This is a genomic window from Herbinix luporum, from assembly GCF_900070325.1.
GTDB classification, from domain to species: Bacteria; Bacillota; Clostridia; order Lachnospirales; family Lachnospiraceae; genus Mobilitalea; species Mobilitalea luporum.
Map to the genome: position 1 here is coordinate 802466 of NZ_LN879430.1, position 13166 is coordinate 815631.

At 33.2% G+C, this 13166-nt stretch carries 9 protein-coding genes; all 9 read left to right on the forward strand.

The window, feature by feature from the left end:
• Window positions 1–10 precede the first annotated feature (10 nt).
• The 9 genes from SD1D_RS03685 to hsdR all read left to right on the forward strand — a co-directional run bounded on the left by SD1D_RS03685 (window position 11) and on the right by hsdR (window position 13153).
• The gene (locus tag SD1D_RS03685; protein WP_058257668.1) at window positions 11–1609 is read left to right on the forward strand and encodes a response regulator transcription factor; all 1599 of its coding nucleotides are present in this window, start codon (window positions 11–13) and stop codon (window positions 1607–1609) included.
• Between the two features lie 174 nt (window positions 1610–1783).
• Window positions 1784–3493: an extracellular solute-binding protein gene (locus SD1D_RS03690; protein ID WP_058257669.1), complete on the forward strand. Its 1710-nt coding sequence runs from the start codon at window positions 1784–1786 to the stop codon at window positions 3491–3493.
• A 141-nt stretch (window positions 3494–3634) separates the two neighbouring features.
• Complete coding sequence (locus SD1D_RS12645) at window positions 3635–5269, forward strand: ABC transporter permease (protein WP_330398638.1); 1635 nt, start codon at window positions 3635–3637, stop codon at window positions 5267–5269.
• Window positions 5270–5283: 14 nt separating this feature from the next.
• Entirely contained in the window at window positions 5284–6186 is a 903-nt protein-coding gene (locus tag SD1D_RS03700; protein WP_058257670.1) for a carbohydrate ABC transporter permease, read from the forward strand.
• 154 nt (window positions 6187–6340) lie between these two features.
• Window positions 6341–6925, forward strand: coding sequence for a histidine phosphatase family protein (locus tag SD1D_RS03705; protein ID WP_058257671.1), 585 nt, complete (start codon window positions 6341–6343; stop codon window positions 6923–6925).
• On the forward strand, window positions 6897–7367 hold the full coding sequence (gene rlmH, locus SD1D_RS03710) for a 23S rRNA (pseudouridine(1915)-N(3))-methyltransferase RlmH (protein ID WP_058257672.1): 471 nt from the start codon (window positions 6897–6899) through the stop codon (window positions 7365–7367). Before SD1D_RS03705 ends, rlmH begins: the two co-directional genes overlap by 29 nt.
• A gap of 88 nt (window positions 7368–7455) precedes the next feature.
• Window positions 7456–9573: a recombinase family protein gene (locus tag SD1D_RS03715; protein ID WP_058257673.1), complete on the forward strand. Its 2118-nt coding sequence runs from the start codon at window positions 7456–7458 to the stop codon at window positions 9571–9573.
• A 228-nt stretch (window positions 9574–9801) separates the two neighbouring features.
• A complete protein-coding gene (locus SD1D_RS03720; protein WP_058257674.1) occupies window positions 9802–10224 on the forward strand; it encodes a hypothetical protein in 423 nt (140 codons plus the stop codon).
• 547 nt (window positions 10225–10771) lie between these two features.
• Entirely contained in the window at window positions 10772–13153 is a 2382-nt protein-coding gene (gene hsdR, locus SD1D_RS03725; RefSeq protein ID WP_058257675.1) for an EcoAI/FtnUII family type I restriction enzme subunit R, read from the forward strand.
• Window positions 13154–13166 lie beyond the last annotated feature (13 nt).

Genomic DNA, 13166 nt, shown 5'->3' on the forward strand with positions numbered 1-13166 from the left:
GGAATATATAATGATAAAGGTTATGATCGTGGATGATGAACCATATATACGCCAGGGACTTAAGTTATTGATTAACTGGGAAAAGTATGGCTTTAATATATGTGCAGAAGCAGCTAATGGGCAGGAAGCTATTAAAATCATGGAAGAAACAGAAATAGACTTGGTTATAACTGATATAAAGATGCCGGGGATAGATGGATTGCAATTAATTGAGCAAACCAGAAAAAAGTTATCAAAAAAAGTTAGATTTATTATACTTAGTGGCTTTTATGAGTTTGAATACGCAAAAAAAGCTATAAAATATGATGTTGTAGATTATGTTTTAAAACCGGTTCAAAAAGAGGAGTTAATTAAAGCTCTAGATGAATATAAGGAATTTTATTATCATCAGATGGAGAATGAAAAGAAACAAGAAATATCCGACAAAATTATTTTTGACCGTCATTTATCAGGTCTAATATCAGGAGTAGTTGACAGTAATAGCATAGACTATATTAAGCAACATATAAGGGATATAGCAGATGTAAGGTATATAAGAATTGAATATGATAAGGCTTGCGAAGATTATAATCATTTATCCGATGAGGAAAAAGCCAAAGAACATGTAAACTTATATGAAGCTGTGAAAGCATACTTAGGTGATAATTGGTATCATGTTTATATGCCCAGTAAAGATAATAATGATTATTCTATTGGTTTTATATATGTAAAAAGTATGGCAGATAAGATGCAGCTAGAGGAGAAGGAATACATAGAAGAATTCTACATAGCATTAAGCGCTTCTTTATCTTATAAAATTAATTTTTATATAGGTAAAATGGTAAATAATATTAAATCAATAGACGAAAGTTATAAGACGGCGGATATGGTAAAATATTATTATTTATACTCTGAAGTTGCAGGGGTTGCTTATTATGATGAAATTAAAAATCAAATTAATACAGATAAGTATACTGTAGATAAGAATTTAATAGATGAACTAATTAAAGTTATTGAAAAAAATGATAGAGAACAGATTGAAGAAATAATTGAAGACTTGTATCAGAATTTTAAAGAAATGGTTGCTGAGCCAAAGATGATTAAATTAAGCATGGACTACCTTTTATTTAAGTTAATTAATTTGGCTAAGGAAATGTATTCTGATTTTAACCAAGACGAAATACATAAGATGTTAAAGCAGGAAAGATATGGACAAGTGTCAATTCCCGGAAGTATTAGGCAGTTTAAAAAATTTGCCTTGGAATTTTCTGACTATCTAAACACTTTAAGAAAATATGCTTTTAGTGGGGTTTTGTTTGATGTAGAAAGGGAAATTGTAGAAAATTATAAGGAAAACTTAAGCTTAAAATACTTAAGTGAGAAATATTATATCAATAGCGCATATCTAGGACAGATTTTTAAAAAGCAGTTCGGGATTTCTTTTAAGGATTATTTAAACAATTATAGAATTGACAGAGCATGCGAAATGCTCCTGCGTTCAGATTATAAAATTTATGAAATAGCAGAAGCTGTAGGTTTTAACAATACAGATTATTTCATTAGTAAATTTGTACAAATTAAGGGAACTACGCCACTTCAATACAGAAAGAAGTTTTTAAGCAAACCATAGAAAAACCACAAAAAATATATATAAAAGTAAGCAAAAATATAATTTTTTGTATTTATGCTATAGTTTATACATTGAAGTTATTGTGCAATAATGCTAATATTGACTTAACCGGACATGAGTTATTGTGCAGTATTAAGACTCATTTTCGGTAAATAAGTATAGGGAGGAAAGAACATGAAGAAATTCAAAACGTTCTTGGCTCTGATACTTGTAGTCACAGTGTTTGCTGCTCTTTTTGTAGGTTGCGGAAAGAAACAGCAGAAATCTACTGACAAGGGTAAAGTATCAGATGAAACAAATGATCAGAAAGACAATGGAAAAAAAGAAGAAAAAGTCTTTACGGCATTCCATGCTGTGCCCGGAACAGAAGTACCGGATGACAACCGTATGCTTAGAAAAATTGCAGAGAAGATTGGTGCTTGGGCTAAGGTTACTTGGTTAACCGGTCAAACTGCTGACGAAAGAATCGGTATTATGATTGCTGGAGGAGAATATCCTGATCTTATTACCGGTTCCACAGGTACACCCTCATTAATTGAGGCAAATGCATTAATCGCAATTGATGAATACTGGGATAATTATCCTAACATTAAAAACTACTTATCTGAAGCAGATTGGAATAAGGTAAGACATTCTGACGGACATATTTATCTTATTCCTCAGTTCGGTATTATAAAAGGAAAAGAAATGGCTACTGAACATTGGGATGAAGCATTCTGGATACAGAAAAAAGTTCTGATTTGGGCTAACTTCCCTCAAATTAAGACTATGGATCAGTACTTCGATTTGATTGAAGACTATATGAAGGAACATCCAACAACAGCAGATGGTCAAGAAACTGTTGGATTTACCATGAGTACAGAAGACTGGAGATATTTCGGTGTTGAGAATCCTCCGTTATTCTTAACTGGTTATCCAAATGACGGTGCTTGTATCATAGATCCTGAAACAATCACTGCTATTGACTATAATACAATACCAGAAGCTTATCAGTATTATAAGAAGATGAATGAGGCCTATAATAGAAATCTTGTTCATCCTGAGACATATACTATGTCTTATGACCAATACATATCCTTATTATCCACAGGTAGAGTATTAGGTACTTTGGATCAGTTCTGGAACTTCAATACTGCTGTTGAGGCATTAGAAGCCCAGGGTAAATTTGAAGATACTTATGTTCCCCTACCTATAACTATTGACGGTGAGAGAGTAGACAGATGGCATAGCCCTGCAGCTCTTGACGTATCCAATGGTTTAAGTATTACAAAGAGTTGTAAAGATATTGAAGGTGCATTACAGTTTATAAATGACCTTCTTGATGATGAAATTACCAAGATGATTTACTGGGGCGAAGAAGGCGTAGACTACATGGTTGATGAGAACGGTGTATTCTATAGAACAGAGGAACAAAGAAGTAATATCCGTAACACAGACTGGGTTACTCAGAATATGGTAAGTTCAGCATATGCATATTTCCCTCACTATGAAGGTTTATTCGATGATGGAATTAATGCTATCGATCCTAATCAGCAGCCTGGCGAATATTATGACAGCCTAGAGCCTGTTGAGAAAGAACTTCTTGACGGTTATGGATATAAGACATTCCTTGAATTCTTAAGTCCTAGCCTACCTAATGAGCCATGGTATCCGATGTGGTCCTATACTAATACTTGGACAACAGATACTGACTATGGTAAGGCCAGAGCTAAGATTACAGAACTTAAGCATGAATACTTACCTAGAGCTATGATGGCTTCTCCTGAGGAGTTTGAAGATATCTGGGAAGAGTACATGGAAGTTTACAGAACCGAAGTTGATATTGATGCTTATCTAGATGAACTAACAGCAGAAGCACGTAGAAGAGCAGAACTGGCTGAGTAAAGTAGAAACTAAGGTTACGTCTTAAAGTAAATCTTTGGTAAGATTACAGAAAATAGGGGTGTCAGATTATGGCATAGTGCCATATAAGGCACCCCATATTTAAAGCAGATAGACTTATGAACTTAGAGTGGAGGCACTACTATGAATAAACGAAAACCCTATTATATTATTATAGCTGCCTTATGCTTTGCAACTATAATAAGTTTTTTCCTCCCCTATCTACATCTTCCTAAGCAAAATGATGTAGAAGGTGACGGATATAAAATTGATACTGCTATGGCAGCACTTAATAGTAATATTATAAAAAAGGTGGCCAAGGAATCAGGCATTCCAAAGAATATTGTATATAATACAGCGAAAAATATAATTAACGGTAAGGATAGACAGACAATTGAAAGCAGATTAAAAGAGAATGAGTATTACATTATTGATATTCTGACAGAAAAGATGAATGAGAAGGTAGCCGAGTTAGATGAGTGGGGTAGTCTTGAGAAGAGAACATATTCTTATTTTGATATGATAGATTTATCAGCCTCCGTTATTAAATATCTAGAAAGAGATATTGTAAGTGCGTTTTTAGTGATTTTGACATTGATAATGACAGTGGTATTATCATATATATCAGGCTTTGTTATGTTATTTAGAAAGAAGCTTACGTCATATAAAGTGGTTAAGATATTATCGCTGATAAATATATTTATGTCTTTTGTAGGAATTTTGTCAATTAATGCAATTGGTATTGGGGCTTTGCAAGTTGATAAATTCTATAAAGAAAACTTTGGTATTGGGTTTTTAGTTATTGCTGCCATGAATTTCGTAATACTTTTAATTGCTGTAATAGGTAATTTACATGAAAGTTGGGCAGGAATAGTAACTTTCAAGATGATAATGAGACAAAAGCAGCTTATGCTGATGACATTACCCTTTATAGTATATGTAGTTGTATTCTATTTTGGGCCTTTAACCGGTTGGATAATGGCTTTTCAGAATCATAAACCGGCAGCCGGTGCTAATCAGATGTTTGTAGCATGGGATAAGTTTATTTACTTATTAACAGAAAAAGATTTCCTTTTAGCCTTTAGAAATACCCTGGCTATGAGTTTGATAAATCTGGTATTTAGTTTTATATTTGCTATAGGATTTGCACTATTACTAAACGAAGTAGTAAATGTGAAAGGCAAGAAGCTTGTTCAGACAGTTTCTTATCTTCCCCACTTCCTATCTTGGATTATAGTGGCAGCCATAGTAAAAAATGTATTGGCTGTAGATGGAGGAATTCTTAACGAATTGCTTGTTAATTGGGGATTTATAGATGCTCCTATAAACTTCTTCGCCGATGGTAAATATTTCTGGTGGATAGTTGGATTAGCTGTTGTATGGAAGGAAACAGGATGGAACAGTATTATATATCTGGCTTCCATAACATCAATTAATCCTGATCTATATGAGGCAGCCTCCATTGACGGCGCAGGTAGATTTAAAAAGATGATTCATATTACACTGCCGGGTATTAAAGCAACCATATTTGTATTGTTGATTATAAATCTTGGTATGGTTATGAATTCGGGATTTGAAGCACAGTTACAATTAAAAAATGACTTAATAAAGAATACGGCAGAGGTAATAGATACATATGTACTTAATAAGTCCTTCTTCCAAGGTGCAGATTTCTCGATTGGTACTGCAGCAGGTATATTTAAGAGTGTAATCAGTATCCTCCTGGTTTCTATAGCTAACAGAACGGCTAAGGCCTTTGACCAGGAAAGATTATATTAGGAGGAGGGATTAACTTGAGTAGAAAAAACAAAAATCATATAAAAAAGAGTCCTTTCGATATAGCATTTATTATTGTAAATACCATAGTACTAACGCTTTTTTGTGTAGTAACTTTGTATCCTATATTAAATACCTTAGCTATATCATTTAACGAAGCAGTAGATACTTTAACAGGTGGAATACGACTCTTACCTAGAAAATGGACTTTGCAGAATTATAAAGCTGTGTTTAATATGAAAAGTTTGGTGAGGGGTGCTTATATATCAGTACTTAGAACAGTTATAGGAACCTTTTTGCAAACATTTGTAACTGCTATGCTTGCTTATATTCTTTCTAGAAAAGAGTTTTACTTTAATAAACAGGTATCCTTAATATATGTTCTTACCATGTATGTAAATGCCGGAATAATACCGACACTGTTATTATATCAAAAATTACATTTGACTAATAATTTCTGGGTGTATATAATTCCGGGTTTGGTATCTGCATTTAATATGATAGTTATACGAACATTTATGAATGGTCTGCCGGATAGCTTTGTAGAGTCAGCTCAAGTTGACGGTGCGGGGCATATAAGAATATTTTTAAGGATTATATTACCCCTTTGTAAACCGGTATTAGCTACAGTGGCATTATTTGTAGCAGTAGGTCAATGGAACTCATGGTTTGATGCTATGATATACAATGCACAAAGAGAGGATTTAACAACCTTACAGTATGAGCTGATGAAACTGTTGTCTGCAATAAATCAGCAATCCGGAGATCCTAATGCAATAAAACATGCTTCTAGCATGGTAACACCGGAATCAGTAAGGGCGGCTGCAACTATGGTTACCGCATTTCCCATAGTATGTCTCTATCCTTTCTTACAGAGATATTTTGTAACCGGACTGACTATCGGTGGAGTTAAAGAATAAAGAGGAACTTGTTTTAGTATATCTACATAAAGCCATTTCAAAAGATTATATATGTTTTTTGAAATGGCTTTTTCTTTTGCTTGAAATCTAGTAAGTTTGTTTGTAAAATGGTAACTAAGTTTATCATTATAAAATTTTTAATTAGGGGAAAAGTATGAGAATAGGATTATTAAGGCATTTCAAAGTCGATTGTCCTCATAAAAAGATGATGACCTCTCAGGAATTTCTTGAATGGTCAAGAAGATATGATATATCACAGGTGATTAAAACTAAGGTTGAAATGAATGGAGTAGAATGGGATGTCTGTTATGTAAGTGATATGCCAAGAGCAATTATAACTGCCAAAGAAGTATATAAGGGAAGTATAATAATAGACAAGCTTCTTAGAGAAGTAGACAATGCTCCTTTTATAAATACGAAAAGAATTAAGTTGCCATTTGCCTTATGGCATATATGTGGGAGGATTGCTTGGTATTTAAAATTAAAGAGCCAGCCTGAAAACAAAGAGGAAACCAGAAAAAGGATTCATGAGTTCCTAGATCGTATTGATTGGTCCAAGGAAAATATACTGATTGTATTTCATGGTTTTATGATTTATAATTTTCAAAAAGAGCTACGTAAGCTTGGCTTTAAAGGTGATAAGCTTAAGAAAGTAAAAAATGGTGTATTATACGAATATATAAAAGAAAATGAAAAGGAAGATATGGCAAGTGAAAGTCTCTCTGATTTGTGTGGGTAAGCTAAAAGAAAAATATCTAACCATGGCAGTAGATGAGTATAAAAAAAGACTTAGCAGATACTGTACCTTGGATATTATAGAGCTTCCCGATGAAAAAACTCCTGATAATGCAGGAAAAGCCTTGGAAGAAGCCATTAAAAAGAAAGAGGGCCAGAGGATATTAAGGGTACTAAAGGAGGATTCCTTTTGCATTGCCTTGGCTATTCAGGGTAATATGTTATCATCTGAGCAATTGGCATCTTATATGGAAAAACTATTTGTATCGGGAAAAAGCCATATAAGTTTTGTGATTGGGGGCTCCTTAGGTCTTTCAGAAGAAGTCCTAAAGCGGGCCCATTATCAACTTAGTTTTTCAAAAATGACCTTTCCACATCAATTGATGCGGCTTATTTTGTTGGAGCAAATTTATAGGTCTTATCGGATTATTAATAAGGAGCCGTGATTTACCGAATACATGACTCCAAATTACCCGTGCTTTTCATGTGTTATGCTAAGAACAGAAGAGAAGCGCAGGAAGGAGGCATGTTGTTATGGGTAAAATTGCAGTATATACAAGGGTTTCATCGGCACGACAGGCTGCAGATGATGCTTATTCCTTGGATGTGCAAAAAGAGAGATGCATTTTTCTTTTAAAAAGCAAAGGATATAATGATGCAGATATTGATTTCTATTGTGATGCTGGAATATCTGGAACAACTATACTAGAGAGAGACCAATTAAAAGAACTGTTGGATAAGTTAGAAAAAGGGCAGTATGATGGTATTTGCTGCTATGATTTAAGCCGTATCAGTAGAAGTATCAGCCATACACTTCAGATTTTCAAATTATTGAAGGAAAATAATTTAAGACTTTACACCTGCGATGGCGCTTTTAATGGGGATATAAATGGGCAAAATGCAAAAATTATGGTAAGTATCTACAGCATGCTCAATGAGTTATTTATTGACCAACTTAGGGAAAGGGTAATTGACGGCATGAGTAAATCTGTAGAAGCGGGGAATTATTTTGGAGGGCCGCCTCCCTATGGATACAAATATGAGTATTATTCAGTAAAGCAAGAAAATAACTTTCAAGAAAATCAAAACAGCAAAACAAAGAAAAGAGATATAAAGAAGAGGCTTATTGTAAATGAAGAAGAAAAACCTATAGTAGAATTGATTTTTACTTTGTTTGTTAGAGAAAAGTATAGTATAAAAAATGTAGCCCAGCACCTAAATTTACATGGTTATAAAACAAGAGCGGGAAAACAATTTGCAACTGCAACTGTTCAAAAAATTTTAGAAAATCCTGTATATTGTTCGAGACTTTTTTGGGCAAAACGTAGGCAGAAGAAAAAAACAGAAGAAGGTGTGCGGGTTTGGGAAAAGAAAACTATATTTGATGTAAACTTTTATGATTTGCCTTTAGGAAACCATCAAGCAATAATTCCGGAAGATGTTTTTCTTGAAGCATTAGAGCGTTTACGCAGCAGAAGAAAAGTTAGAGTAAATGAAAATACAGCAGATGCCATGCGTGGGATTACAAAACAGCAGTTTGACGATGCAAATAAAAAAATGTTTATAAATATTTTAAGATGTCCTGGATGTGGCGGAAGAATGACATCCTCTCTACAGCCAGCACCTAAATTGGCCAATGGAAAAAGAGGTAAAGCAAAAGTATATTATAAATGCAATAGTTTTAATGCGGGTCGGAACTACTGCGATGGCTATTATTCAGTACAAGAAGAGCGAGCGTTTAATCTGATAAAAGAAGATTTTTTTAAGCGACTTAAAGAAGCATTTATGTTAGTTAAAGAATATCAGCAATATATTTACGAGAAATACGGAACTGATGAACAAATGCTTTTTGATAAGGAGATTGCCAAAATTAAAGATGAAATAAAGATACTTGAGAAAAATAAAACTAGGTTAGTATCAAAGTTGGATACTTTGATTGAACGCCAACTATTAGAGGATTCTGGAACCTTTAAATATGAAAGGCTTCAGAAAATGATAAATGACACAGAAATTGATATTGCAAAAGTTCAACAACTAATAACGGAACAGCAAAATAATATCAAACAAGCAGAAAGACGTAAAGAAGCCCTGTTAAAGGAAAGTCGGGAACAAGAACAGTTTGACAATATAGAAGACTATTTTTCTTCATTACCACTATTGCAAAAAAGACAACTACTTGAAAAAGTTTATTCAAGGATTGTAATAAACACTATCAGTAATGCAAGATATGGACCAAAAAAATTAGAAATTAAAGAAATTGAATATAATCAGTATTCCAGTACTGTAGGGCTTTGCAAGATTCTTGGAGTTCAGGATTTCAAAGAATTTAATAACTACCTCAAAACAAAGGGGAAGGAATTGAATATATTAGAACAGCATTATGGCGATGTAGAAGAATACCTAAAGGATATAGAATCAAGTCATGTGAGCAGCAGGTTTCGGAATTATATAGAAGAATTGGATGCTACCAGAGATAAGAGTAATGATGAATTCATTGAAGAACTTATTGATGAATGTTTAGAGGAAACTGAGCAAGTATCGGAAAATATGACGCTGGATGAAATAATCAAAAACTTTGATAAAACATATGAGGAATTTAAATTCAAGTATTTCTTAAAAAAAGTACTGCAAAATGAAAAGGTTCTTACCTGATGGGTAAGGACTATTTATTTTATTTTTTAACTAAAAAATTTTTTTAGAACAACACGAAAATCCAAAGAATGATATCAAACTAGTCATTTGCTTGTATTTTTGATAGTATTTTTATTTTACTTGCGAGTTTGTTCTTCGAAGAGAAAATAAAATACCATTTTAGATTAAAGAAAGCCCTTATTTTTTTATGATATAATATGTCTTATTTAATTTGGAAAGGTGTTTACTATGGATAGTACAAAATTTGAAACTTTTTTTAAAAAAGTGTGGGACAAAAGTAATATCTTGATTGATGCAAATAATTTCAATTTAAAAACTTTAACTGTTATTTTATTTCTGGGAAGGCACCAAATTGAACTAGGCGAAGAAATAACGTTCAATTTAAATCAAATTAGAGAATTGCTCGGTCTTGAAGATTCTATATATTCCTATCGTCGAATTGAAAATGCTATTTTTTACTTTAAAATCAATTTCTATAAATGTAAATTGAAAAATAACCGAGAACGGATTGCCCATGTTATTAAAGCATTTGAAAAACCAATGAATGATATTTACTTTAATAAAGAATGGAGGGTTGAAATCGATAGTGTTCTCCGAGAACAGATTCTCCAATCTAATTTCCATGATTTGTGTACAGAAATGGACAAATGAAATAATATTCCTATCTACTATGCTATTTAGCAGGTTGTGCAAAGGGAGATAAAGAAAAGCCTAGTGGAATTAGGAATACCAATTAGAAAAACTTTTCAATATCAAAGCAGGGCAAAGATTTTGATATTAAAAGAATTGTTGGATAAACAACAGTTATAACTAATTGTTACCTTATTAAAACAGGCAAATGGAATGAAAAGTCATTAAATTAGCCTATATAAGAAGAAAGATAATAAAGTGCAAAAAATAATTCTATATTAATTTTAATAATTAATAAAATTTGTAAAGAAGCGAAAATTTTAATAAAATACTTGAAATAGTTCATTATGATTTACTACTCTATTATTCCATCATTATACCTCCATTAAGGATTAATATAATAATTGAATAAGGTATTTATTGTAAAAAAGGCATTTTTATAATGCCTTTTTTACATTTTTAATTCTATCTATTATTCAAATTGCTAATTCTTGGACACTTATGATAAAATATTGATAAGTGTGGCATCTATGTTTAGGATTTAAATATTAGGACTGGGGTGATATTTGTGAATAAGAAAGATTTATCTGAAAGGGATATATGCTCCAAGTACATAACACCATCCTTGATAAATGCAGGATGGGATTTAGAAAGACAAATTAGAGAGGAAGTTTCCTTTACTGATGGGAGAATCATTGTTAGAAAAAAATTGGTTACAAGAGGAGAAAGGAAAAGAGCGGACTATATACTCTATTATAAGTCCAATATACCTCTTGCTATTATAGAAGCAAAAGATAATAAGCATCCAGTGGGGGCTGGTATGCAGCAGGCTTTGAAATATGCAGAGATTCTGGACATTCCATTTGTTTTTTCGAGCAACGGGGATGCATTTTTGGAACATGACAGAACTATTAGTGTGGGCAGTAAAGAAAGAGAAATACCACTTAACCAGTTCCCATCTCCCGAAGAACTATGGAGCAGGTACAAGAAAGCAAAAGGGCTTAGTGAAAGAGAAGAAGAAATTGTTACACAGGAATACTATTTTGAACAAAATGGCAAAAGCCCAAGATATTATCAGCGCATTGCCATAAACAGAACGGTAGAGGCAATTGCCAAAGGTCAAAATCGAATTTTGCTTGTCATGGCTACTGGCACAGGGAAAACCTATACAGCCTTTCAAATTATCTATAGGCTTTGGAAGTCCAGGGCTAAAAAGAGAATCTTATTTTTAGCCGATAGGAATATTTTAGTAGACCAGACTATGGCAAATGATTTTAAATATTTCGGCGATAAAATGACGAAAATCACCAATAGAAAAATAGACAAAGCCCATGAAATTTATTTAGCCCTATACCAAGGAATTTCAGGTGAAGATGAATTTAAAAATGTATATAAGCAGTTTTCACCAGAGTTTTTTGATTTAATCATTATTGACGAGTGCCATAGGGGAAGCGCCAAAGAAGATTCTGCTTGGAGAGAAATATTAGAATACTTCCATCCTGCCACCCAAATAGGGCTTACGGCAACACCGAAGGAAACAAAGGATGTATCAAACATAGAATACTTTGGTGAACCTATTTACACCTACTCATTAAAACAGGGAATCGAAGACGGTTTCCTCGCCCCATACAAAGTCATAAGAGTAATATTGGATAGAGATGTAGAAGGTTATAGGCCGGAAAAAGGGAAAAGGGACAAGTATGGCTTTGAAATTGAGGATAGAGAATATAATATAAAGGATTTTGATAAAAACTTAGTCATTGAAAACCGGACAGAGATTGTTGCCAAAAAAGTGTCTGATTACTTAAAAAAGAATAATTCCAGATTTGCCAAGACAATTTTCTTCTGTGTAGATATTGAGCATGCCGAAAGGATGAGGCAGGCACTTGTCAATGAAAATGCAGATTTAGTAGCAGAGAATCCCAAATATGTCATGAGAATCACAGGGGATAACGAAGAAGGCAAGGCTGAACTGGATAATTTTATAGACCCTGCTAGCAAATACCCTGTTTTGGTTACAACAAGTAAATTAATGACCACAGGAGTGGATGCTCAGACTTGTCAGTTCATCGTTTTAGATGCTAATATTAATAGCATGATTGAATTCAAACAAATTATTGGGAGAGGTACAAGAATAAGAGAGGATTATGGCAAACAGTATTTTACCATAATAGACTTCAGAGGAGTCACTAAATTATTTGCAGACCCAGATTTTGATGGAGACCCTGTAAGCGTTAAAACAACTACAGGAGAAATTCCTACGGAGGAAGAAGAGCCTTCAGATAATGGTACATGTACTGATATTGAAAATGAAGATAATAATGGAAGTGATGTCACTGATGTTAATATTCCACCAGATATTATAGATGGAGGAGAGATTAATGAAACTCCAGCCAAGTATTATGTAAATGATGTTCCTGTAAAGGTAATACATGAAAGAGTTTATTACTATGACAAGGATGGCAAACTTATAACAGAGTCATTAATATCTTATACCAGGAAAAATATTAAAAATGAATTTAAAACTCTTGATGAATTTCTAAGAAAATGGAATGAATCAGAGAGAAAAGAAGCCATATTAAAAGAATTAGAAGAAAGAGGAGTACTCCTTGAAGAACTCAAAGAAGAAGTGGGAAAGGATTTAGACCCATTTGATTTAATTTGTCATGTAGCCTTTGACATGCCTCCTCTCACAAGAAAAGAAAGGGCTAATAATGTAAAGAAGAGAAACTACTTTACAAAATACGGAGAAAGTGCAAGGGAAGTATTGGAAGCACTGCTGGAAAAGTATGCTGACGAAGGAATTGAAAATCTTGAGAACCTAGAAATACTCAAGGTTCCTGATTTTAAAAGATTTGGCTCTCCTCTTGAAATAGTTAAGAAATTTGGTGGAAAGCAAAAATATCTGGAAGCCATTAAAGAATTAGAAAAGGAAATATACACTGCATAATTAGGAAGGTGAT

What these genes read in the sequence shown, in the direction of transcription:
- SD1D_RS03715 (WP_058257673.1), top strand. Translation starts at nt 7,456, where the DNA reads ATGGGTAAAATTGCAGTATATACAAGGGTTTCATCGGCACGACAGGCT.
- SD1D_RS03705 (WP_058257671.1), top strand. Translation starts at nt 6,341, where the DNA reads ATGAGAATAGGATTATTAAGGCATTTCAAAGTCGATTGTCCTCATAAA.
- SD1D_RS03720 (WP_058257674.1), top strand. Translation starts at nt 9,802, where the DNA reads ATGGATAGTACAAAATTTGAAACTTTTTTTAAAAAAGTGTGGGACAAA.
- SD1D_RS03690 (WP_058257669.1), top strand. Translation starts at nt 1,784, where the DNA reads ATGAAGAAATTCAAAACGTTCTTGGCTCTGATACTTGTAGTCACAGTG.
- SD1D_RS12645 (WP_330398638.1), top strand. Translation starts at nt 3,635, where the DNA reads ATGAATAAACGAAAACCCTATTATATTATTATAGCTGCCTTATGCTTT.
- SD1D_RS03685 (WP_058257668.1), top strand. Translation starts at nt 11, where the DNA reads ATGATAAAGGTTATGATCGTGGATGATGAACCATATATACGCCAGGGA.